The organism is Paracoccus indicus, assembly GCF_003056335.1.
GTDB classification, from domain to species: domain Bacteria; phylum Pseudomonadota; class Alphaproteobacteria; order Rhodobacterales; family Rhodobacteraceae; genus Paracoccus; species Paracoccus indicus.
This window is the reverse complement of record NZ_PYWA01000001.1, coordinates 1-20,747: the sequence shown is the minus strand read 5'-3', so window position 1 is coordinate 20,747 and position 20,747 is coordinate 1. Positions and strand designations below refer to the sequence as shown.

The following is a 20,747-nucleotide window of genomic DNA, read 5'->3' as shown; positions in this document are numbered from 1 at the left end:
CCATCCTGCGCATCTTTCCGGGCATGAGCAAACGACGTGCCCGCATCAACCGACGCTGACGCAGCCCCCGCGGGCCGTGTCCCGCCCCCGTTTGCCTGAACGCCTCCCCTGATCCCGCTGCCGGAGCATTTCCATGATTTCGCATGTCCTGCCGACCTATAATCGCGCACCCCTGTCCTTTGAACGCGGCGAGGGAGCTTGGGCCTTCACCGCCGACGGGACGCGATACCTGGATCTGGGCGCGGGGATTGCCGTGAACGTGCTGGGCCATGCCAACCCCGACCTGGTGGCGGCGCTGACCGAACAGGCGGGCCGGATCTGGCATGTCTCGAACCTGTACCAGATACCCCAGCAGGAACAGCTGGCGACTGCGCTGGTGGAAAACACCTTCGCCGATACCGTCTTCTTCACCAATTCCGGCACCGAGGCCGCCGAGCTGGCCATCAAGATGGTCCGCAAATACTGGGACCACGCAGGCGACCCCGAGCGGATTGAGATCATCACCTTCGAAGGCGCCTTCCACGGACGCTCGACCGGGGCCATCGCGGCATCGGGGGCGGAAAAGATGGTCAAGGGCTTCGGCCCGCTGATGCCCGGCTTCCGCACGCTGCCCTGGGGCGATCTGGAGGCTTTGAAGGCCGCCATCACCGACCGCACTGCAGCCGTCATGCTGGAACCCGTGCAGGGCGAGGGCGGCATCCGCCCCATCCCCGATGAAGACCTGCGTACCATCCGTGAGCTGTGCGACGAAATCGGCGCCCTGCTGGTTCTGGACGAGGTGCAATGCGGCGTTGGCCGGACCGGGCGTCTGTTCGCGCATGAATATGCAGGCATCACCCCTGACGTGATGATGGTTGCCAAGGGCATCGGCGGCGGTTTCCCCCTGGGGGCCGTGCTGGCCACCGAAGAGGCCGCCTCGGGCATGGCGGCGGGCAGCCACGGATCGACCTATGGCGGCAACCCCCTGGCCTGCGCGGTGGGCAACCGGGTGATGCAGATCGTCGCCGACCCGCAGTTCCTGTCGGAGGTGAACCGCAAGGGCGGTCTGTTCCGCCAAAAGCTGGAGGGGCTGATCGCCGCCCATCCGGATGTCTTCGAGGCCGTGCGCGGGCAGGGGCTGATGCTGGGTCTGAAATGCAAGATCGCGCCGGTCGATCTGGTCAAGGCGGGCTATGACCAGCAGATCCTGACCGTGCCCGCCGCCGACAACACGCTGCGCCTGCTGCCGCCACTGAACATCACGGATGAGGATATCGCCGAGGCCGTGGCCCGTCTGGACCGCGCCGCCAGCGCCCTGGCGGCCTGAGATGGGCGGCCCGTCGCATCGCCGCCTCCGATGAGGGCATCCGTGTCGTGAAACCTTTCCCCGGGGGCAGGCACCTCTTGACCCCGGGGCCTCAAGCGGGCTTGCTTGCGAAAATCGCCGAAAGACAGACAGATGACCCATTTCCTGGATATCCACACGACCGACCGCGATGATCTGCGGACCATCATCGACAACGCCAAGGCGATGAAGCAGGCCCGCAGCGGTCTTCCGAAAGGAACGCCCGACCAGGACCAGCCGCTGGCCGGACACATGGTGGCCTTGATCTTCGAAAAGCCCTCGACCCGGACGCGCGTCAGCTTCGATGTGGGCGTGCGCCAGATGGGCGGGCAGACGATGATCCTGTCGGGATCGGAAATGCAGCTGGGCCACGGCGAGACCATCGCGGACACGGCCCGCGTGCTGTCGCGCTATGTCGATCTGATCATGATCCGCACCTTCGAAGAGGCGACCCTGCTGGAGATGGCCGAACATGCCACCGTGCCGGTCATCAACGGACTGACGAACCGCACCCACCCCTGCCAGATCATGGCCGACATCATGACCTTCGAGGAACATCGCGGCCCCATCGCGGGCAAGAAGGTGGTCTGGTCGGGTGACGGCAACAATGTCTTCGCCAGCTTCGCCCATGCCGCCGGGCAGTTCGGCTTCGATCTGACCTTCACCGGGCCGCCGCCGCTGGACCCGGAACGCGAATGGCTGGATTACGCGGCCTCGAAGGGGCATCCGATCACGATCGAGCGTGATCCCAACAAGGCCGTCGTCGGCGCCGATCTGGTCGTGACCGACACCTGGGTCAGCATGCACGACCCGCAATCGGCCAAGGAACGCCGCCACAACCAGCTGCGCGGATATCAGGTGAACGCCGACCTGATGGCCAAGGCGCGCGAGGATGCGCTGTTCATGCATTGCCTGCCCGCCCATCGCGACGACGAGGCCACCAGCGAGGTGATGGACGGCCGCCATTCCGTGATCTTCGACGAAGCGGAAAACAGGCTGCATGCCCAAAAAGCGATCATGCGCCATTGCCTGCAACGGTAGCACGCGTCATGATGGACAAATGCCCCGACGCGCCTGATCATGCCGCGTCGGGGCATTTCATTTGAATGCCGCTTATTTTCGGGCCCGGGTCACCGTGACGGTGATCCGGGTCTTTCACGCTCAGCCGATGGCAGCAGCGCGGATTTCTTCGTCGATGCCGTCCAGGTATTGCGCAAAGTTGTCGCAGAACATCTGCACCAGCTTGTTGGCCTGCGCGTCATAGGCCAGGGGATCGTCCCAGGTGCGGCGCGGGTCCAGCAGAACGTCGCTAACGCCGGGGACGCTGACGGGAACCTCGAAGCCGAAGTTTGGATCCTTGCGGAATTCCGCGTCGTTCAGGCTGCCGTCCAAGGCCGCCGACAGCAGGTTGCGCGTCGCTGCGATGGGCATGCGCGACCCGGTACCGAAGGCGCCGCCGGTCCAGCCGGTGTTCACCAGCCAGCAGGACGCGCCGTGCTGGGCGATCTTTTCCTGCAGCAGCTTGCCATAGACCTCGGGGCGGCGGGGCATGAAAGGCGCGCCGAAGCAGGTCGAGAAGGTCGGGATCGGCTCGACCACGCCAACCTCGGTTCCCGGCGTCTTGGCGGTGAAGCCCGACAGGAAGTGATACATCGCCTGCGCGGGTGTCAGCCGCGCGATGGGCGGCAGCACGCCATAGGCGTCGCAGGTCAGCATGATGACGTTTTTCGGATTGCCACCCAAGCTGGTCGGCGATGCGTTCGAGATCGCGTCCAGCGGATAGGCACAGCGCATGTTGTCGGTGATCGAGTTGTCCTCGAAATCCAGTTCAAGGCTGTCGGGATCGCTGACCATGTTCTCGATCACGGTGCCGAAGCGCGAGGTGGTGGCAAAGATCTCGGGCTCGGCCTTGGGCGACAGGTTGATGGTCTTGGCGTAGCAGCCACCTTCGAAATTGAAGATGCCATCGTCCGACCAGCCATGTTCGTCGTCACCGATCAGCACGCGCGACGGATCGGCCGAAAGCGTCGTCTTGCCGGTGCCCGACAGGCCGAAGAAGATGGCGCTGTCCTCGGGGTCGCCGGGGGCGTGGTTGGCGCTGCAATGCATGGGCATGATGCCCTTGCCCGGCAGGATGTAGTTCAGCAGCGTGAAGACCGATTTCTTGTTCTCGCCGGCATAGGCGGTATTGGCGATCAGGATCAGCTTCTTGTCGAAGTTCAGCGCGATGACCGTTTCCGAACGGCAGCCGTGGCGTGCCGGATCGGCCTTGAAGCCCGGGCAGTTGATAATGGTGAATTCGGGCGCGAAGGTCGCAAGCTCGTCCGCCTCGGGGCGGCGCAGCAGGTGGCGGATGAACAGCCCGTGCCATGCCAGCTCGGTGATGACGCGGACATCCAGGCGATGCGCGGGGTCGGCGCCACCGAACAGGTCTTGGACGAAGTAATCGCCGCCCTTCATATGCTCCAACATGTCGGCATGCAGGCGATCAAAGGCGTCGGACTGCATGGGGGCGTTGTTTTCCCACCAGATCGTGTCTTCGACGGAAGGGGTACGGACGACGAATTTATCCTTGGGGGACCGCCCCGTGTGCGCGCCTGTCGAGACCAGGAAGGTGCCGCCAAGCCCCAGTTTGCCTTCGCCGCGGGCGACAGCCTCGGTCATCAGGGCGGGTTCCAGAAGGTTGTAATGGACCTGGCCCAGCCCGGTGATGCCTTGATCTTCCAACCGGCAGTTCGGGTTCACGCGCGTTGTCATCTGGGGCTCCTGATCCATGAATGTTCGCCGTCAAGTGCTATGCAATGGAATCGGCTATAGCATGGCGGTTTTCGCGCGAAACAAGTCAGCGCAAACGGTTAGCGCAAACTGTGAATGTTATCGCCATCAGCATGGTTTTCGGCCCCTGTGAGGTGGATCATCACCGGAACGGAAGCCATTTTTTCCCTAAGGTGATTCGCATGCATCAGATTCACGCCACTTGTGTCGCATTCGAAGGCCGGGGACTGGTCATCATCGGTCCCTCGGGCAGTGGGAAATCGACGCTGGCCCTGCAGTTGATGGCCGTGGGGGCACAGCTGGTAGCCGATGACAGGACCGACCTGCGACTGTCTGCCGGGCAGTTGATTGCCCAGGCGCCGCGACCGCTGTTGGGCAAGATCGAGGCGCGGGGCGTGGGCATCCTTTCGGCAGTGCCCTCCGCTCCGGTTCCGGTACATGCAGCGGTCGATCTGGGGTTGGAGGAAAAGGATCGTCTGCCACAGGTGCGACATCGCGAATGGCTGGGCATCCGGGTTTTGCTTGTATCGGGACCGTATCGCCCGCATCTTTACGCTGCGCTGCGGCAGTTGATGCTGGGCCGACGCCTGGCATAGCCGCCCGACCCGACATGCGAAGGAAGACGGATGGCCCAAGACGATCCGACCCCCGATGATGCGCCTCAGGGCGTGCAACGACTGGTGCTGGTCACCGGCCCGTCCGGCGCGGGCAGGTCCACCGCCATCAATGTGCTCGAGGATCTGGGCTTCGAGGCCATCGACAACCTGCCCCTGTCCCTGATCCCGCGCCTGCTGGACGGTCCTGCGCGGCCCGTGCCGCTGGCGCTTGGTCTGGACGTGCGCAACCGCGACTTCTCATCCTCGAACGTGATCGAGCTGATCGACCGGCTGACACGCATGCCCGGCTATTCGCCCGAGGTGCTTTTCCTCGATTGCGCGGCCGACGTGCTGGTCCGACGTTTCAACGAAACCCGCCGCCGCCATCCCTTGACGCCCGACAGCGAACCCATGGCAGGCGTCTTGGCCGAAATCGACATTCTGGCCCCGATCCGTGCAAGGGCCGACGTGCTGCTGGATACGTCCGAGCTGTCACCCCACGATCTGAAGGCCGAGCTGACCCGCTGGTTCGATCTGCGCCCCGGCAAGAGCCTCAGCGTGTCGCTGCATTCCTTCAGCTACAAGCGCGGGGTGCCGCGGGGCGTCGACGTGATGTTCGATTGCCGCTTCCTTGCCAACCCGCATTGGGAGCCTGCCTTGCGCGCCTTGGACGGTCGCGACGTGCGCGTTCAGGACCATGTGACAGCCGACGCCCGATTCGACGAGTTTTTTCAACGAACCCGCGGTTTGGTTGAATTCCTGCTGCCCGCACATCTGCAAGAGGGTAAATCCCATCTTGCCGTAGGGTTCGGCTGTACCGGCGGACAACACCGTTCCGTCACTTTGGTCGAAAAGATGGCCGTGGCGCTTGCGGATGCTGGCTGGCCGGTGTCAATAAGACATAGGGAACTCGAGCGTCGCAATGCGGCGCTGCATTCTGCCGGAGATGCTCCGCCCAGTGGCGAGGCACGACCGACGCAGAGGCAGGCGTCATGAGGACGCGGGCTTTTGGACTTGGTGGGGCGCGTTGATCGGAATTGTCATCGTAGCGCATGGCGGCCTTGCACGGGAATATCTCTCGGCGGTCGAACATGTCGTGGGTCCGCAGGTTGGCATCGTTGCCGTCGCGATCGAGGACGATCACGACCGCGCGGCCAAGACTGCGGAAATCAAGGCGGCGGCCAATGCCGTCGACTTGGGCGACGGGGTCGTCCTTGTCACCGATCTTTTCGGAGGATCGCCCGCGAACCTTGCCCTTCCCGCCTGCGCGGTCGAGGATCGCACCATCCTTTATGGTGCCAATCTGCCGATGCTGGTCAAACTGGCAAAGTCGCGCAAGCTTCGGGTCGCCGATGCCGTGGCATTTGCCAAGGAGGCCGGGCGCAAGTACATCAATTCCTATAACGTCCCGCCCGAGGCGGGGATCGCTACAGGAACCCACGCCCGATGACCGGACCGATTGAACGCGACCTCTCCATCATCAACGTCAAGGGCCTGCATGCGCGGGCCAGCGCCAAGTTCGTCGACGTGGTCGAGAATTTCGATGCGCAGGCGCAGGTGGAAAAGGACGGTCATTCGGTTTCCGGCGATTCGATCATGGGGCTGCTGATGCTGGCAGCCTCGCGCGGCAGCGACATCCGCGTCACCACCACCGGCCCGCAGGCGGTCGAACTGGCGGACGCGCTGGAAGCATTGGTCAAGGACTGCTTCGGCGAAGGCATGTAGTGGCCGACCGCAAATCCTATCACCACGGAAACCTGCGACAGGCGCTGGTCGATGCCACTGCGGCCCTGATCCAGGAAAAAGGTCCGCAGGCCTTCACGCTGGCCGAGGCTGCGCGTCTTGCCGGCGTGTCCCCCGCCGCCCCCTATCGCCACTTCAAGGGCCGCGACGACCTGCTGGAAGAGGTCGCCCGCCAGGGCTTCGTCGATTTCGCCGACCGGCTGACCGCAGCCTTTGATGACGGCAAGCCCCGCGCCCTGACCGCGTTCCTGCGCACGGGGCAGGCCTATCTGGATTTCGCCGCCGACCGCCCCGGATATTACATGGCCATGTTCGAATCCGGCATCTCGGTCGCGGGAAATCCGGATCTGGCGGCGGCATCGGATCGTGCGCAGGGGGTGCTGATCTCGGCAGCCGAGGCATTGGCCACCCGTCTGCCCGCCGACAAGCGTCCGCCGGCGCGGATGGTCGCCAACCACATCTGGGCCCTCAGCCATGGCGTGGTCGAGCTGTTTTCCCGCGGCAAGCCCGGCAGCCGCAGCCCCGTCGCCCCCTCCGAGATGCTGGAAAGCGGCGCGATCATCTATCTGCGCGGGCTTGGCCTGATCCCCGAGTAAAATTCGTCGCCCGATACTTGACGAAGCCATGCTCAACCCCAATCTATGTAAATGTGATTAACATTAACATTAGGAGAGATGACAAATGAACACCGCCACCCAGGCCCTTTATCCGGCCGAACCCGCAAAGGCCCGCTTCGGCGACTTCCTTGCACGGGGACGCGACTGGCTGGACAGCAAGGGCCGCATCGCCTGGATCGCCGCCATGATCCTTGGCTTCATCGCCGCCTGGCCCGTGGGCCTCGCACTTCTTGTCTATATGATCTGGAGCAATCGCATGTTCGGATGCAGCAAACGCACCGCCACCGCGCGGACCCGCTATACCGCCCCCAGCACGGGCAATCACGCCTTCGACGCCTATCGCGAACAGACGCTGAAGCGTCTTGAGGATGAGCACAACGAATTCGTCGACTTCCTGCAGAAGCTGCGCGAAGCCAAGGACAAGGCCGAATTCGATCAGTTCATGGACAGCCGCGGTCCCAAGGACGCTGCCTGACGCGATAAGCGGGGCCGGGATGACCGGCCCCGCCGCCTGATCATTCCCCGCGCGGGAAGCGCTGGTTTTCCTCCAGCACGTTCAGATCCATGTGGTTGCGCATATAGCGTTCGGACGCCAGCTGAAGCGGCTGGTGGTCCCAAGGGTAATAGGCCCCGTTGCGCAACGCCTCATAGACGATCCAGCGACGCGCCTGCGATTGGCGCACCTGGCCGTCATAGGCCTCCAGATCCCACCGCTGATGCGCCAGCGAGCGCAGATGGCCAAGCGTCTCGGCATGTTCGGGATCGCCCGCAAGGTTCACCCGTTCGTCGGGATCGGCCTCCAGATCGAACAGTATTTCCGGATCGGCCATGCAGGCGATGTATTTCCAGCGTCCGTCGCGCAGCGCGACAAGCGGGGTGATGCTTCCCTCGGCGGCATATTCCATCGGCACGGGTTCGCGCGTGCCGCCCTTGGCAAGGGATACGCCATCGGTCCAAGGCGCGATCTCATCCATCGGCAGCCCTGCCAGATCGCACAGCGTCGGCAGCACGTCGATGGTGCTGACCGGCTGTTCCACCAGCCCCGCGGGCATGTCGGGGGCCGAGATCATCAGCGGCACGCGGGCGGATTGTTCAAAGAAGCTCATCTTGAACCACATGCCGCGTTCGCCCAGCATCTCGCCGTGGTCCGAGAGGAACAGGATGATCGGATCCTGGCGGGTCGCCTCCAGCACGTCCAGGATCTCGCCGATCTTGTCGTCGACATAGCTGATGTTGGCAAAGTATCCCTGCCTTGCGCGGCGGATGTGATCCTCGGTGATTTCCAGCGCACGCCAGTCGCTGGCGTCCATCAGGCGCTGCGAGTGGTTGTCCATCTGCTCATAGGGGATCGGTACGGGCGCGGCCAGTTCCGGCGCGTCGTTGTACAGATCCCAATACTTGCGTCGCGCCACGAAGGGGTCGTGCGGGTGGGTGAAGCTGACCGTCAGGCACCACGGGCGGTCGTCATGCCCACGCGCCAGATCATAGAGCTTGCGGCGTGCGTGATGGGCGACCTCATCGTCGTATTCCAGCTGGTTGCTGATCTCGGCCACGCCCGCGCCGGTGACGGACCCCAGATTGTGATACCACCAGTCGATCCGTTCACCGGGCTTGCGGTAATCTGGCGTCCAGCCGAAATCGGCGGGATAGATGTCGGTGGTCAGGCGTTCCTCGAAGCCATGCAGCTGGTCGGGACCGACGAAATGCATCTTGCCCGACAGGCTGGTGTGATAGCCCGCACGGCGCAGATGGTGGGCATAGGTCGGGATGTCGGATGCGAATTCCGCCGCATTGTCATAGACCTGCGTGCGGCTTGGCAGCTGCCCCGACATGAAGCTGGCCCGCCCCGGTGCGCAAAGCGGGCTGCCGGTATAGGCGTTGGCAAAGCGGGTGGACCGCTCGGCCAGACGCTTCAGGTTCGGCGTGTGCAGGAAGTCGGCGGGGCCGTCGGGGAAAAGAACCCCCGACAGTTGGTCAGCCATCAGGATCAGGATGTTCGGCTTGTCGGTCATCAGCCCTCCAGTTCGGATTTGAGTGCGGGCAGGCCGGGCTGACCATCCAGCGTGGTCACATCCTCCAGCCAGACGGACAGCTGTTCGGGATTGGCTTCCAGCCAGTCGCGGGCCGCATCGGTGGGGGATTCGCCGTCGTTCAGGATGGCGCCCATCAGGACGTTTTCCATCTTCACGTCGAAGGTCAGCTGGGTGAACAGCTTGGCGGCATTCGGGCAGGACTCGACCCACTCCTTGCGGGCCAGGGTGTGGACCGTCGCGCCACCGTAATCGGGACCGAAGCGGTCGTCGCCGCCCGACAGATAGGTGATGTCGATGGCCTCGTTCATGGGGTGGGGCGCCCAGGCCAAAAAGACGGTGGGCGTGTCGCTGTTGCGCTGGACCTGCGCCAGCATGGCCTGTTCGCCGCTTTCGACCAGCTCCCAATCGCCCAGACCGAATTCGTCGGCGTCAATCATCGACTGGATGTTCAGGTTGGCCGGGGCGCCCGGTTCGATGCCATAGATCTTGCCCTCGAAGGCGTCCTTATGGGCGTCCAGATCGGCGAAATCCTTGACCCCCAGTTCGGCGGCGGCGGGATTGACGGCCAGCGTGAACTTGGCGCCTTCGAGGTTCTGGACCAGTTCCGTCACGCTGCCATCGGCATCCAGATCGGCGCGGAATTCCTGCTGGGCGGGCAGCCAGTTGCCAAGGAACACATCGGTCTGCGCGCCTTTCAGCGCCTCGTAGCCGACGGGAACGGACAGCGTCGCGATGTCGGGCGTATAGCCCAGGCCCTCCAGCAGGACGGCGGCGACGCCGTTCGTGGCCGAGATGTCGCTCCAACCCGGGTCGGACAGGCGGACGGTGCCGCAGGTTCCGGCGTCATCGGCGAGTGCCGGCGAGGAGGAGATCGCGATCAGCGCGATGACTGCGGCTGTGATGGGTCTGCTCATGGTCGCTCCTGTTGGGTTGCCTGTCGCGGGACAGACTGCATCCCGCAGCAGGACCGGAAAAGATCGGGGACCTCAGCGGGTCGGAACCGGCGTATCCCCGCGATAGTCGTAAAAACCGCGGCCGGTCTTGCGACCCAGCCAGCCCGCCTCGACGTATTTGGTCAGAAGCGGGCAGGGGCGATATTTCGTGTCGGCCAGACCGTCGTGAAGCACGTTCATGATGGCAAGGCAGGTGTCCAGCCCGATGAAATCGGCAAGCTCCAACGGGCCCATCGGATGGTTGGTGCCCAGCTTCATGGCGCTGTCGATCGAACTGACCGAACCCACGCCTTCGTAAAGCGTATAGACCGCCTCGTTGATCATCGGCATCAGGATGCGGTTCACGATGAAGGCGGGGAAATCCTCGGCGGTGGCCGATGTCTTGCCCAGCTTCTCGACCACCTCGTGCAGCGCCTTGTAGGTCGGCTCGTCGGTGGCGATGCCGCGGATCAGTTCGACCAGCTGCATGACGGGCACGGGGTTCATGAAGTGGAAGCCCATGAACTTCTCGGGGCGGTCCGTGCGGCTGGCCAGACGGGTGATCGAGATGGACGACGTGTTCGAGGTCAGGATCGTGTCGGGCTTCAGATGCGGGACCAGATCCTCGAAGATCGCCTGCTTGACGGTCTCGCGCTCGGTCGCGGCCTCGATCACCAGATCGGTGCGGCCCAGATCCGACAGCTTCAGCGTGGTGCTGATGCGCCCCATGGCCGCGGCCTTGGCTTCGGCAGTGATCTTCTCGCGGCTGACCTGGCGTTCCAGATTGCGGTCGATCAGGGATACGGCCTTGTCCAGCGCGTCCTGGCTGATGTCGTTCATCAGCACGTCGAACCCGGCCAAGGCAAAGACATGGGCGATGCCGTTGCCCATCTGACCCGCACCGATCACGCCAACCGACTGAATTGCCATTCCGCACCCCCATCCTTCTTGGGCCGGACGATAGGGCGGGGCGGCAGGTGCTGCAATGCAAAACCGCCCCCGGTCACACCGGGGGCGGTTTCCCGCAGTCGGGCTGCAGCTTTGCGGCTTACAGCTTTTCGGTCAGTTCCGGCACGATCTGGAACAGGTCGCCGACCAGGCCGTAATCGGCCACCTGGAAGATCGGAGCCTCTTCGTCCTTGTTGATCGCGACGATGACCTTGCTGTCCTTCATGCCCGCAAGGTGCTGGATCGCGCCCGAGATGCCGATGGCGACATAAAGCTCGGGGGCGACAACCTTGCCGGTCTGACCCACCTGCCAGTCGTTCGGGGCATAGCCCGAATCGACGGCGGCACGCGATGCGCCGACGGCGGCGCCCAGCTTGTCGGCCAGCGTCTCGATGATGGCGAATTGTTCCTTGGACCCAAGCGCACGACCGCCCGAGACGACACGACCTGCCGAGGTCAGCTCGGGGCGGTCGCTTTCGGCAACCTCGTCCGAGACCCATTTCGACAGCGCCGGATCATCGGCCAGTGCCGCGTCCGAAACATCGGCCGATCCGCCTTCGCCAGCCGCATCGAAGCTGGCGGTGCGGATGGTCATGACCTTGGTCGCATCCGAGGATTTCACCGTCTGGATGGCGTTGCCGGCATAGACCGGACGCTCGAAGGTATCGGCGTCGATGACGGCCGAGACATCCGACAGCACCATCACGTCCAGCAGCGCGGCAACGCGCGGCATGACGTTCTTGGCATCGGTCGTCGCGGGCGCGACGATGTGGCTGTAATCGCCCGCCAGGCTGACGATCAGCGCGGCGGTCGGTTCGGCCAGACGATGGCCGTAACGTGCATCCTCGGCGACCAGCACCTTGGCCACGCCGTCGATCTTGGCGGCCTCGTCGGCGGCGGCACGGGCGGATGCCCCTGCACACAGCAGCGTCACATCGCCCAGGGGTTTGACGGCGGCGACGGCCTTGGCGGTCGCGTCACGGCTCAGTTCACCATTGGTGACTTCGGCAAGAAGAAGAACTGCCATCACACGACCCCCGCTTCTTTCAGTTTCGACACCAGCTCATCGACCGAGCCGACCTTGATCCCGGCCTTGCGGCCTTCGGGTTCGCGTGTGCTGACGACGGTCAGGCGCGGCGTGACATCGACGCCGTAATCGGCGGCGGTCTTTTCATCCAGGGGCTTCTTCTTCGCCTTCATGATGTTGGGCAGCGACGCATAGCGCGGTTCGTTCAGGCGCAGGTCTGCGGTGACGATGGCAGGCAGCGTGACCTCGATGGTCTGCAGGCCGCCGTCGACTTCGCGGGTGACCTTCGCGGCCTCGCCTTCGATCTCCAGCTTGCTGGCGAAGGTCGCCTGGCTCCAGCCCAGCAGGGCCGACAGCATCTGGCCGGTGGCATTCATGTCGTTGTCGATGGCCTGCTTGCCAGCGACGACCAGCTTGGGCTGTTCCTCGTCGATGATGGCCTTCAGGATCTTGGCGACGGCCAGCGGCTCGATGTCCTGATGGACGTCATCGGCCGCCACGACCAGGATGGCGCGATCCGCGCCCATCGCCAGCGCGGTGCGCAGCGTCTCGGCGGATTGCTTGACGCCCACCGATACGGCGACGACTTCGGTTGCGACGCCTTTTTCCTTCAGACGGATGGCCTCTTCGACGGCAATCTCGTCGAATGGGTTCATCGACATCTTCACGTTGGCCAGATCGACCCCCGATCCGTCCGCTTTCACGCGGGCCTTCACGTTATAGTCGATCACGCGCTTGACTGGCACGAGCACCTTCATCGGCCTCTCTCCCTTTGTTGCGTCATCTGTCTGGGCAAAGTGTTAGACATGAGAAACCGGCAGTAACAGGGCAAAAACGTCACAAGACGTTGCGTTCACGGCTGTATGCCGCCGGAACCTCATTGATTTCAGGCGCTAACGGCTGGCTCCGGGCACCCAGAGGATGTCATCGGCACCGCCGTTGTTGGCCACGCGACCCGCCACGAACAGCCAGTCCGACAGGCGGTTCAGATAGCGGATGGCGGCGGTGTTCACATCGCCCCCCGCCAGCATCTCGGTGGCGCGGCGCTCGGCGCGGCGGGCGACGGTGCGCGACAGGTGCAGATGGGCCGCCAGCGCGCTGCCACCGGGCAGGATGAAGCTGCGCAGCGGCTGCAGATCGGCGTTCATCGCGTCGATCTCGGCCTCCAGCCTGTCGACCTGGGCATCGACGATGCGCAGCACCGGATATCCCGCCTGATCGTCGGCGGCCATGTTCGGACGCGACAGATCGGCCCCCAGATCGAAGAGGTCGTTCTGGATGACGGCCAGACGTTCGGCCAATTCGCCCGTCGCGTGCTGACGGCAGAGGCCGAGCGTGGCGTTCAGCTCATCCACGGTGCCATAGGCCTCGACCCGCGGGTCATGCTTGGCGACGCGGCTGCCATCCGACAGGGCGGTGTCGCCCTTGTCGCCAGTGCGGGTATAGATCTTGTTCAGCACGACCATCGATCAGGCCCTCCACCAGACGAATGCCAGCATGATGACGATGGCCGCTGCCTGCGCATAGATCCGCCAGCGCATCACCTTGTTCGCGTGTTTCTTGTTGAAATCCCCGCCGCGGGCAAAGCCGCCGATGCCGGTCATCAGGATGGCCACGACCACACCGATCGCCAGCAGGGATACGATCATCAGGCTTTTGTCTTCCATGGCGCACCACCTTTCGCGCCGACCCTAGCTGCGGCGCGCAAACCAGTCCAGAGCACGTCCGGGCAGAACCCGCCGCCCGACCGCCGAAATCCGCGTCGGAGCCGTGACATAGTAGCGCGCCTTGGGGTTCGGGGCGGTCAGCGCCGTCAGGATGCGGTCGCTGACGGCAGAGGGGGGCAGCTCGAACCGATCCTTGCCCGAGGGTTCGTATAGCCGCTTCAGCAGGCTGGCGCGATACTGGTCGGCGCGCGGGCTGTCCTGCCAGTTCACCCATCGTTCGAAATGCGGGATGGCGTTTTCGCGGATGCGGCTGGTGATGGGGCCGGGCTCGATCAGGACGACCCTGACGGGGGTGCCGTGCATTTCCAGCCGCAGCACGTCCGTCAGCCCCTCCAGCGCGAACTTACTGGCGACATAGGGCCCGCGCCAAGGAATGCCCACCAGCCCCAAGACAGAACTAATTGTCACGATCCGCCCCGCGCCGCGCTGGCGGAAATGCGGGATCAGCCGCGTGGTCAGGTCGTGGGTCCCAAGCAGGTTGGTTTCCATGATGGCACGCATGGCACCGCGAGGCATATCCTCGACCGCGCCGGGCAGAGCGAAGGCGGCGTTGTTGACCAGCGCATCGACGGGACCACCCGCCAAGGCCTGCATCACGCAGGTGGTGACGCTGTCTTCGTCGGACAGGTCCAGATGCAGACACTCCATCCCCTCGGCCTGACGGGCGGCGATGTCGTCAGGCTTGCGGCAGGTGGCGACCACGGACCAGCCCTCGGCCTGCAGGCGACGGGCGGCATCAAGGCCGATCCCCGAGGAACAGCCGGTGATCAGGACGCGTCCGGCGCTCATGGCGCCTCGGCCGAGAGGAATTCGCCCGAGGTATAGCCGACGACCCCCTGTGCGGTGCGGATCTGCACCCAATCGCCCTCGGGCGGACCAAGCGCCTCGACCCTGGTGCCGCGCGTCAGGCTGTCCAGCACGCTGTTCTGCGTCCCCGGTCCCGACCGCATGTTCAGGCGCGATGCCGTGACATACATGATCTGGCCGTCCTCGCCCAGTTCGACCACCGGTTCGTCGGGGGTCTGCCCGGCATATTCCGGCGAGGGTTCAAGCTCGGGGCCGGGATAGTCGATCGTCTTCTCCGGGGTCTGCGCCTCGGCTTGGACCACGGGGGCGGTCGGCTGGCTGTCCTCGGGCGGGCTGTCGGTCAGGGGTGCGCCCCCCGCATCCTGCGCCGCACTGGCGGCAGGGGCGGGTTCGGGCCTGCGCTCGGCGCGAAGGTTTTCCGACCCGAGGCTCTGCAGCACCAGGAACAGTCCCAGCAGCGTCGCCAGCATCAGCAGTCCAAGTCGGATCATATCGCAGCCCTTCGCTTCGCGTCGTCCCGCAGGTTAACCGAAAGCCGTGGCAGACGCCAACCGCGGCCCGTTCATTTCCGTCTGGACCGTCATCGCCGCGCGGCCTATCCAATGCCCATGTCCGATGATCAACTTCCCGCACCCGACAAGGGTTTCCAGACAGAACCGCTAAGCCGCGCGATCGGTGAACGGTATCTGACCTATGCGCTGTCCACGATCATGCATCGTGCCCTTCCCGACGCCCGCGACGGGCTGAAGCCGGTGCATCGCCGCATCCTTTACGCGATGCGCGAATTGCGCCTGTCACCCAACGGCGCCTTCCGCAAATCGGCCAAGATCACCGGCGACGTGATGGGCAACTATCACCCGCATGGCGATGCGGCGATCTATGACGCGATGGCGCGCCTGGCGCAGGATTTCGCCATGCGCTATCCGCTGGTCGACGGTCAGGGCAACTTCGGCAACATCGACGGCGACAACCCCGCCGCCGCCCGATACACCGAGGCGCGTCTGGCGCAGGCCTCGGAATCGCTGCTGGCTGGGCTGGCCGAGGATTCGGTCGATTTCCGCCCGAACTATGACGGCACGCTGAATGAACCGGTCGTGCTGCCCGCGGCATTCCCGAACCTGCTGGCCAATGGATCGTCCGGCATCGCGGTCGGCATGGCGACCAATGTGCCCCCCCACAACCTGCACGAGGTCGTGGACGCCTGCCTGCATCTGATCAAGACGCCCGAGGCCCGCGACGACACGCTGGCCGGCATTATCCAGGGCCCCGATTTCCCCACCGGCGGCGTCATCGTCGAAAGCCGCGAGACCATCGCCGAGACCTATCGCAACGGCCGCGGCGCCTTCCGCGTCCGCGCCAAGTGGGAGCAGGAGGATCTGGGCCGCGGCCAATGGCAGATCGTCGTCACCGAGATCCCCTATCAGGTCCAGAAGTCCAAGCTGATCGAGCGTCTGGCCGAACTGATACAGACCCGCAAGATCCCGATCCTGGCCGATATCCGCGACGAATCGGCCGAGGACATCCGCATTGTCTTGGAACCCAAGAACCGCACCGTGGATCCCGAACAGCTGATGGGCGCCCTGTTCCGGTCCAGCGATCTGGAAATCCGTTTCAACCTGAACATGAATGTGCTGATCGACGGGCGCGTGCCCAAGGTCTGCAGCCTCAAGGAAGTCCTGCGCGCCTTTCTGGACCACCGCCGCGAGGTGCTGCTGCGCCGCACGAGGTTCCGGCTGGACAAGATCGCCAGTCGGCTTGAGGTGCTGGAAGGCTATCTGGTCGCCTATCTGAACCTTGATCGCGTGATCGAGATCATCCGCCACGAGGATGAGCCGAAAGCCGTGATGATGGCCGAGTTCGGCCTGTCCGAGGTTCAGGTCGAGGCGATCCTGAACATGCGCCTGCGCGCCCTGCGCAAGCTGGAAGAAATCGAACTGCGTGCCGAACGCGATGCCTTGCTGGAAGAACGCGCCGGGCTGGAGGCCATGCTGGGCAGCGAGGATGCCCAGTGGTCGCGGATTTCCGACGAACTGAAGGAGGTCCGCAACCTCTTTGGCAAATCCACCCCCGAAGGCCAGCGTCGCACGCTGATCAAGGAAGCAGGCGAAACCGTCGTCATCGATCTGGAAGCCATGATCGAGCGTGAGCCGGTGACGGTGATCCTGTCCAAGATGGGCTGGATCCGCAGCATGAAGGGCCATCAGCCGCTGGACGCTGAGCTGAAGTTCAAGGATGGCGATGGTCCGGGCCTGGCGGTGCATGCCGAAACGACCGACAAGCTGATGATCTTCGCCTCGAACGGGCGCTTCTATACGCTGGCGACCAGCACGCTGCCCGGTGGACGCGGCATGGGCGAACCGCTGCGCCTGATGGTCGATCTGCCCAACGAGGCCGAGATCATCGCCATGTTCCCCTGGCGCGAGGGTGAGAAATATCTGGTCGCCTCGAAGGCGGGCGACGGCTTCGTCGTCAATGCCGGCGATATCCTGGCGCAGACCAAGACCGGCAAGCAGGTGTTGAACGGCGATGCGCTGCTGTGCCGTCCCGTGCGGGGCGATCACGTGGCCGTTGTCGGTGACAACCGCAAGATGCTGGTCTTCCCCTTGGCCGAACTGCCCGAGATGTCCCGCGGCAAGGGAGTCCGGCTGCAACGCTATGGTAAGGGTGGCGGGCTGATCCGCGACGACATGCTGAGCGACGCGATCTGCCTGACGCTGGCCGAGGGGCTGTCCTGGCCGATGACCGGCGGCAAGACCCGGACCGAGCCGGACCTGACCGAATGGCTGGGCAAGCGCGGATCCACGGGCCGGATGGCGCCGCGCGGCTTCCCGCGCGACAACAGGTTCGCATGATGATGAAAGGGCGGGGATGATCCCCGCCCTTTTTCGTCAAAGACCGCCGCCGCCGACCGATCCGAAGTATTCGCCGGTAATGTAGCTGCCCTCGTCCGAGGCCAGCAGCACATAGATCGGCGCGATCTCGACCGGTTGGCCGGGACGCCCCAAGGGCTGGCTCTTGCCGTGTTCCATTGCCTTGTCCGTCGGTTGGCCACCGCTGATCTGCAGCGCGGTCCAATAGGGACCGGGGCAGACGGCATTCACGCGGATGCCGCGCGGGGCCAGCTGCTTGGCCAGCGATTGCGCGAAGGCCACGTTGGCCGCCTTGGATTGCGCATAGTCGAACAGATGCGCCGAGGGTGAAAACGCCTGCACCGACGAAGTCACGATGATCGAACCGCCCTTGCCCATATGCGGCAGAGCTGCCTTGGTCACCCAGAAGGGCGCATAGATGTTGGTCTTCATCGTGGCGTCGAAATCCTCGGTCGTCAGGTCCTCGAGGTTGTTGCAGAATTGCTGACGACCGGCGTTGTTGACCAGAATGTCCAGCCCGCCCAGCTGCGAGGCGGCGCTTTCGACCATCTCCTTGCAGAAGGCTTCCTCGCGCAGGTCGCCGGGTATGGCGACGGCGGTGCGGCCCTCGGCGCGGATGGTGGCCACGACACGGTCGGCATCGGGCTGTTCGTCGGGCAGATAGGTGATGGCGACATCGGCACCTTCGCGGGCAAAGGCGATGGCCGCGGCCGCGCCGATGCCGCTGTCGCCACCGGTGATCAGGGCGCGCTTGCCTTTCAGGCGCCCGCTGCCGCGATAGCTGGTCTCACCATGGTCGGGCAGGGGGGACATCTCGCGGGCAAGGCCGGGGAAGCGCTGTTCCTGCGAGGGAAAATCGGGCTTTGGCAGGCTGGGGTTGTCGATGGCTCCGCTGCGGAACACAGGGTTCGTGGAATCGTCGGACATGATGACCTCGTGCGCTTGATTTGCACGAGGCCAACGATGGCGGTCCAAGGTGGTTCCTGTAAGGGGCCTTAACCTTTGCGAACCCACTTCCAGCCGGTGATCATCGGCCGGATCAGATCCTCGTGCTTCCAGATGCGGTAGAACAGGATGACCGCCACATGCAGGACGACCAGCGCGAAGATCAGGTTCGACCCCAGATCGTGCCAGCCGACGGCCGATCGGTTCACGTCTCGGCTGACCTGATCGGCCAGCGGGCCGACATTGATGAAGTCGTCGGGGTCCATCACCAGCCCTGTCCCGACCTGCCACAGCAGCACCAGCAGGATCGCCACTACCAATAGCGCGCCCATGGGGTTATGGCCGGGCGACAGACTGGGGCGGCGTTTGGGCAGGTGGCGCATATAGGCCAGGGTTGCCCGCGGCCCGCGGATGAAGCTGGCAAAGCGGGCAGGGCCGGGGCCGATGATCCCCCACAGGATGCGGAAGATCACCAGCCCCAGGATCGTGTAGCCAATCCAGAAGTGCACCGTCATGACCGGGGGCCCGAACTTGCCCAGAAGCCAGTTCGCGATGACAAGCCCCGCCAGCAACCAATGGAAGATACGCAGCGCCGGGTCCCAGACCTTGACGCGCTTGGCCTCAGCGGGCGCCATCAGTCATCCATGCGGTAAGGCTTGTGACAGTCGCGGCATGTGGTGCCCAGCTTCTGCAGGACCGGGCCGACATTGCCCTGATCGCCCATCACGGCCTGGTCGATGCCTGCCGTGGCATCGGCAAAGGCGGCGAATTTGGCGTTGAAATCTTCCTTGTCCTCCCAGATTGCGGGGAGGGCATCGGAACCGTCCATATCGTCCGAGGAGGTGCCCTCGACGAACAGCTTGGGGGCGTCGTATTGAGCAAGGGCCATCAGGTTGGCCGCGGCGGCACTGGCGGCGGCCTCGTCGTAATCGACCTCGCCCTTGGCCATCCCGGCCAACGTCGACATCTCGATCGAGATCATCTTCATGTAACCGTGACGCGCCTCCAGCGCATCTTCGGCAGGCGACGCAAGGACTGCACTGCCGGCAAGGCAGAGGGCTGCAACAAGGATTGGCTGGCGCATGGAAGGCTCCTGTCGATGACTGATCCGTGATGGCAGCTTGGCAGAGGGGCGGCCATGGATCAATCCGGCGTGCGGGCCATCACGCGAATGCGAAAGACCGCTGCCCGTGGTCGGGGCAGCGGTCAGGGGGCATCAGCCCTGGTTGTAAAGCGGCATGACGCCCGCTTCCTCGTGGATGCCGTTGACGGTCGGGCGGTCCAGACCCATCGCGACGGCCAGATCGTTCAGATAGCGGGCCTCGGCCTCGCTGTCGAAATCGATGGCCAGAAGGGACATCAGGTAGACCTGCGATTCCATGCCCTTGGGAACATCGGCCGCCAGACCCTTGGCATCGACGGGCGCAGCCATCTGGTCGCGGATGAACTGACGTTCGTCATCGTCCAGATCGTCGCCCACATGGCCCAGAAGGCGCTGTTTTTCGGCGTCGTCGATCTTGCCGTCCGATTTGGCCGCCTGGATCATCGCGCGCAGCATCAGGCCAGCAATGGCATTCTGTTCGGCAGTGGGGGCGGTCGTCGGCTCGCCTCCATTGGCGATGGAGTCGTTGAACAGCTCGCCGAAGGTCGCGTTGTTCGAGGGCTGCGCGCCCTTCTGCGCCAAGCTACCCGCCGCGCCGCCTGCCGCAGCGCCCCCCAGCAGGCCGCCCAGCATTCCGCCAAGACCGCCACCCGAGGCACCCGATTTGCCGGAAAGGCTGTCCAGCAGACCGCCAAGTCCGCCGCCTGCCTGCCCCGAGCGCCCGCCGAGCGCACGTCCCAAGGTCTCCGACAGGCTGCCACCGGCTGACGACCCGCCGGTATTGTTGCCCAGCAGGCTGCCCAGCAACCCGCCCTGCGTTGATCCCGACTGGCCGGACGTGCCGCCCTGTTGGCCCTTGTTCATCACGGCACCAATGCCCTTGGCCAGCATCACGCCGGCAGCGACCTTCGTCAGACTTCTCATCAGGCTCATGCGAATCCCCCTTCATGTTGTCAGGTGCCCGGTCGGGCGTCAGTGACCAATGATATGGGGGGCCTGCGGTTCCGAACAATCCTTGCGCGTCCGATCACGTCTTGTGTCTGCTGTGTTCGGCATGCCTTATCGCGTCAAGCATCGCTGTTCCGGCCCTTGATTTTCCCCCGGCCGCCTTATACATCGCTGCGCACGTCAAATTCGGGGCCGAACAGCCATGCCCCGCGGATCAGGAGGCCCTCATGGCAAAGGCAAAGTTTGAACGGAACAAACCGCACGTCAACATCGGGACCATCGGTCACGTTGACCACGGCAAGACGACGCTGACGGCTGCGATCACGAAGTACTTCGGCGACTTCCGCGCCTAC

General features: G+C 64.4%; 24 protein-coding genes. 10 read left to right on the top strand and 14 right to left on the bottom strand.

All coding sequences use genetic code 11. From position 1 onward, the window contains the following. Positions 1 to 133: 133 nt before the first annotated feature. Together DDE75_RS00120 and argF are read left to right on the top strand one after the other, a co-directional pair. Complete coding sequence (locus tag DDE75_RS00120; protein ID WP_108500374.1) at positions 134 to 1,306, top strand: aspartate aminotransferase family protein; 1,173 nt, start codon at positions 134 to 136, stop codon at positions 1,304 to 1,306. Between the two features lie 132 nt (positions 1,307 to 1,438). Then, positions 1,439 to 2,365, top strand: a complete 927-nt coding sequence (gene argF, locus DDE75_RS00115) for an ornithine carbamoyltransferase (protein WP_108500373.1) — start codon at positions 1,439 to 1,441, stop codon at positions 2,363 to 2,365. Between the two features lie 120 nt (positions 2,366 to 2,485). On the opposite strand, the gene DDE75_RS00110 is transcribed toward argF, so the two are convergent. Further along, a complete protein-coding gene (locus DDE75_RS00110; protein WP_108500850.1) occupies positions 2,486 to 4,081 on the bottom strand; it encodes a phosphoenolpyruvate carboxykinase in 1,596 nt (531 codons plus the stop codon). Positions 4,082 to 4,101: 20 nt separating this feature from the next. On the opposite strand from DDE75_RS00110, the gene DDE75_RS00105 reads away from it, so the two are divergent. The 6 genes from DDE75_RS00105 (at position 4,102) to DDE75_RS00080 (ending at position 7,530) form a co-directional block, all read left to right on the top strand. After that, positions 4,102 to 4,695 (top strand): HPr kinase/phosphorylase, encoded by a 594-nt coding sequence (locus tag DDE75_RS00105; RefSeq protein ID WP_245894563.1) that lies wholly within the window; start codon positions 4,102 to 4,104, stop codon positions 4,693 to 4,695. 30 nt (positions 4,696 to 4,725) lie between these two features. Further along, positions 4,726 to 5,691, top strand: a complete 966-nt coding sequence (gene rapZ / locus DDE75_RS00100) for an RNase adapter RapZ (protein ID WP_108500371.1) — start codon at positions 4,726 to 4,728, stop codon at positions 5,689 to 5,691. A 31-nt stretch (positions 5,692 to 5,722) separates the two neighbouring features. Continuing rightward, entirely contained in the window at positions 5,723 to 6,145 is a 423-nt protein-coding gene (locus tag DDE75_RS00095; protein WP_108500370.1) for a PTS sugar transporter subunit IIA, read from the top strand. Beyond that, positions 6,142 to 6,420 carry an HPr family phosphocarrier protein gene (locus tag DDE75_RS00090; protein WP_108500369.1) on the top strand — a complete coding sequence of 93 codons (279 nt, stop codon included), beginning with the start codon at positions 6,142 to 6,144 and terminating at the stop codon, positions 6,418 to 6,420. Before DDE75_RS00095 ends, DDE75_RS00090 begins: the two co-directional genes overlap by 4 nt. After that, positions 6,420 to 7,034: a TetR/AcrR family transcriptional regulator gene (locus DDE75_RS00085; protein ID WP_108500368.1), complete on the top strand. Its 615-nt coding sequence runs from the start codon at positions 6,420 to 6,422 to the stop codon at positions 7,032 to 7,034. The genes DDE75_RS00090 and DDE75_RS00085 overlap by 1 nt, the downstream gene beginning before the upstream one ends. Positions 7,035 to 7,119: 85 nt before the next feature. Next, complete coding sequence (locus DDE75_RS00080; RefSeq protein WP_108500367.1) at positions 7,120 to 7,530, top strand: DUF2852 domain-containing protein; 411 nt, start codon at positions 7,120 to 7,122, stop codon at positions 7,528 to 7,530. Positions 7,531 to 7,570: 40 nt separating this feature from the next. Here DDE75_RS00080 and betC read toward each other — a convergent pair whose 3' ends face one another. The 9 genes from betC to DDE75_RS00035 all read right to left on the bottom strand — a co-directional run bounded on the left by betC (position 7,571) and on the right by DDE75_RS00035 (position 15,020). Then, a complete protein-coding gene (gene betC / locus DDE75_RS00075; protein ID WP_108500366.1) occupies positions 7,571 to 9,067 on the bottom strand; it encodes a choline-sulfatase in 1,497 nt (498 codons plus the stop codon). Then, on the bottom strand, positions 9,067 to 10,002 hold the full coding sequence (gene choX / locus DDE75_RS00070) for a choline ABC transporter substrate-binding protein (protein ID WP_108500365.1): 936 nt from the start codon (positions 10,000 to 10,002) through the stop codon (positions 9,067 to 9,069). The genes betC and choX overlap by 1 nt, the downstream gene beginning before the upstream one ends. 72 nt (positions 10,003 to 10,074) lie before the next feature. After that, a complete protein-coding gene (locus DDE75_RS00065; RefSeq protein ID WP_108500364.1) occupies positions 10,075 to 10,950 on the bottom strand; it encodes a 3-hydroxybutyryl-CoA dehydrogenase in 876 nt (291 codons plus the stop codon). 118 nt (positions 10,951 to 11,068) lie between these two features. Continuing rightward, positions 11,069 to 11,995: an electron transfer flavoprotein subunit alpha/FixB family protein gene (locus DDE75_RS00060; protein ID WP_108500849.1), complete on the bottom strand. Its 927-nt coding sequence runs from the start codon at positions 11,993 to 11,995 to the stop codon at positions 11,069 to 11,071. Further along, positions 11,995 to 12,753, bottom strand: a complete 759-nt coding sequence (locus tag DDE75_RS00055; protein WP_108500363.1) for an electron transfer flavoprotein subunit beta/FixA family protein — start codon at positions 12,751 to 12,753, stop codon at positions 11,995 to 11,997. The genes DDE75_RS00060 and DDE75_RS00055 overlap by 1 nt, the downstream gene beginning before the upstream one ends. A gap of 135 nt (positions 12,754 to 12,888) precedes the next feature. Next, positions 12,889 to 13,461 (bottom strand): cob(I)yrinic acid a,c-diamide adenosyltransferase, encoded by a 573-nt coding sequence (locus DDE75_RS00050; RefSeq protein WP_108500362.1) that lies wholly within the window; start codon positions 13,459 to 13,461, stop codon positions 12,889 to 12,891. A gap of 3 nt (positions 13,462 to 13,464) precedes the next feature. After that, positions 13,465 to 13,662 (bottom strand): twin transmembrane helix small protein, encoded by a 198-nt coding sequence (locus tag DDE75_RS00045; RefSeq protein ID WP_072296372.1) that lies wholly within the window; start codon positions 13,660 to 13,662, stop codon positions 13,465 to 13,467. 24 nt (positions 13,663 to 13,686) lie between these two features. Continuing rightward, the gene (locus tag DDE75_RS00040) at positions 13,687 to 14,511 is read right to left on the bottom strand and encodes an SDR family NAD(P)-dependent oxidoreductase (RefSeq protein ID WP_108500361.1); all 825 of its coding nucleotides are present in this window, start codon (positions 14,509 to 14,511) and stop codon (positions 13,687 to 13,689) included. Beyond that, positions 14,508 to 15,020 carry an SH3 domain-containing protein gene (locus DDE75_RS00035; protein WP_108500360.1) on the bottom strand — a complete coding sequence of 171 codons (513 nt, stop codon included), beginning with the start codon at positions 15,018 to 15,020 and terminating at the stop codon, positions 14,508 to 14,510. Before DDE75_RS00035 ends, DDE75_RS00040 begins: the two co-directional genes overlap by 4 nt. A gap of 117 nt (positions 15,021 to 15,137) precedes the next feature. Between DDE75_RS00035 and parC the strand changes: the two genes are divergently transcribed. After that, positions 15,138 to 17,381 carry a DNA topoisomerase IV subunit A gene (gene parC, locus DDE75_RS00030; protein ID WP_108500848.1) on the top strand — a complete coding sequence of 748 codons (2,244 nt, stop codon included), beginning with the start codon at positions 15,138 to 15,140 and terminating at the stop codon, positions 17,379 to 17,381. 36 nt (positions 17,382 to 17,417) lie between these two features. Here parC and DDE75_RS00025 read toward each other — a convergent pair whose 3' ends face one another. From DDE75_RS00025 to DDE75_RS00010, 4 genes are all read right to left on the bottom strand, one after another. Further along, positions 17,418 to 18,326 (bottom strand): SDR family oxidoreductase, encoded by a 909-nt coding sequence (locus DDE75_RS00025; protein WP_108500359.1) that lies wholly within the window; start codon positions 18,324 to 18,326, stop codon positions 17,418 to 17,420. 68 nt (positions 18,327 to 18,394) lie between these two features. Beyond that, entirely contained in the window at positions 18,395 to 18,979 is a 585-nt protein-coding gene (locus tag DDE75_RS00020; protein WP_108500358.1) for a cytochrome b/b6 domain-containing protein, read from the bottom strand. Beyond that, complete coding sequence (locus DDE75_RS00015; protein WP_108500357.1) at positions 18,979 to 19,428, bottom strand: c-type cytochrome; 450 nt, start codon at positions 19,426 to 19,428, stop codon at positions 18,979 to 18,981. Before DDE75_RS00015 ends, DDE75_RS00020 begins: the two co-directional genes overlap by 1 nt. Before the next feature lie 132 nt (positions 19,429 to 19,560). Then, on the bottom strand, positions 19,561 to 20,379 hold the full coding sequence (locus tag DDE75_RS00010) for a tellurite resistance TerB family protein (RefSeq protein WP_108500356.1): 819 nt from the start codon (positions 20,377 to 20,379) through the stop codon (positions 19,561 to 19,563). Positions 20,380 to 20,621: 242 nt separating this feature from the next. On the opposite strand from DDE75_RS00010, the gene DDE75_RS00005 reads away from it, so the two are divergent. Continuing rightward, the coding region (locus tag DDE75_RS00005; RefSeq protein ID WP_240758241.1) for a GTP-binding protein at positions 20,622 to 20,747 on the top strand (126 nt) is incomplete at its 3' end.

What these genes read in the sequence shown, in the direction of transcription:
- DDE75_RS00020 (WP_108500358.1), bottom strand. Translation starts at nt 18,979, where the DNA reads ATGGCGCCCGCTGAGGCCAAGCGCGTCAAGGTCTGGGACCCGGCGCTG.
- DDE75_RS00015 (WP_108500357.1), bottom strand. Translation starts at nt 19,428, where the DNA reads ATGCGCCAGCCAATCCTTGTTGCAGCCCTCTGCCTTGCCGGCAGTGCA.
- DDE75_RS00010 (WP_108500356.1), bottom strand. Translation starts at nt 20,379, where the DNA reads ATGAGCCTGATGAGAAGTCTGACGAAGGTCGCTGCCGGCGTGATGCTG.
- DDE75_RS00105 (WP_245894563.1), top strand. Translation starts at nt 4,102, where the DNA reads ATGTTCGCCGTCAAGTGCTATGCAATGGAATCGGCTATAGCATGGCGG.
- choX (WP_108500365.1), bottom strand. Translation starts at nt 10,002, where the DNA reads ATGAGCAGACCCATCACAGCCGCAGTCATCGCGCTGATCGCGATCTCC.
- DDE75_RS00045 (WP_072296372.1), bottom strand. Translation starts at nt 13,662, where the DNA reads ATGGAAGACAAAAGCCTGATGATCGTATCCCTGCTGGCGATCGGTGTG.
- DDE75_RS00055 (WP_108500363.1), bottom strand. Translation starts at nt 12,753, where the DNA reads ATGAAGGTGCTCGTGCCAGTCAAGCGCGTGATCGACTATAACGTGAAG.
- DDE75_RS00065 (WP_108500364.1), bottom strand. Translation starts at nt 10,950, where the DNA reads ATGGCAATTCAGTCGGTTGGCGTGATCGGTGCGGGTCAGATGGGCAAC.
- DDE75_RS00060 (WP_108500849.1), bottom strand. Translation starts at nt 11,995, where the DNA reads ATGGCAGTTCTTCTTCTTGCCGAAGTCACCAATGGTGAACTGAGCCGT.
- DDE75_RS00080 (WP_108500367.1), top strand. Translation starts at nt 7,120, where the DNA reads ATGAACACCGCCACCCAGGCCCTTTATCCGGCCGAACCCGCAAAGGCC.
- argF (WP_108500373.1), top strand. Translation starts at nt 1,439, where the DNA reads ATGACCCATTTCCTGGATATCCACACGACCGACCGCGATGATCTGCGG.
- betC (WP_108500366.1), bottom strand. Translation starts at nt 9,067, where the DNA reads ATGACCGACAAGCCGAACATCCTGATCCTGATGGCTGACCAACTGTCG.
- rapZ (WP_108500371.1), top strand. Translation starts at nt 4,726, where the DNA reads ATGGCCCAAGACGATCCGACCCCCGATGATGCGCCTCAGGGCGTGCAA.
- DDE75_RS00040 (WP_108500361.1), bottom strand. Translation starts at nt 14,511, where the DNA reads ATGAGCGCCGGACGCGTCCTGATCACCGGCTGTTCCTCGGGGATCGGC.
- DDE75_RS00110 (WP_108500850.1), bottom strand. Translation starts at nt 4,081, where the DNA reads ATGACAACGCGCGTGAACCCGAACTGCCGGTTGGAAGATCAAGGCATC.
- DDE75_RS00025 (WP_108500359.1), bottom strand. Translation starts at nt 18,326, where the DNA reads ATGTCCGACGATTCCACGAACCCTGTGTTCCGCAGCGGAGCCATCGAC.
- DDE75_RS00090 (WP_108500369.1), top strand. Translation starts at nt 6,142, where the DNA reads ATGACCGGACCGATTGAACGCGACCTCTCCATCATCAACGTCAAGGGC.
- DDE75_RS00035 (WP_108500360.1), bottom strand. Translation starts at nt 15,020, where the DNA reads ATGATCCGACTTGGACTGCTGATGCTGGCGACGCTGCTGGGACTGTTC.
- DDE75_RS00050 (WP_108500362.1), bottom strand. Translation starts at nt 13,461, where the DNA reads ATGGTCGTGCTGAACAAGATCTATACCCGCACTGGCGACAAGGGCGAC.
- DDE75_RS00120 (WP_108500374.1), top strand. Translation starts at nt 134, where the DNA reads ATGATTTCGCATGTCCTGCCGACCTATAATCGCGCACCCCTGTCCTTT.
- parC (WP_108500848.1), top strand. Translation starts at nt 15,138, where the DNA reads ATGTCCGATGATCAACTTCCCGCACCCGACAAGGGTTTCCAGACAGAA.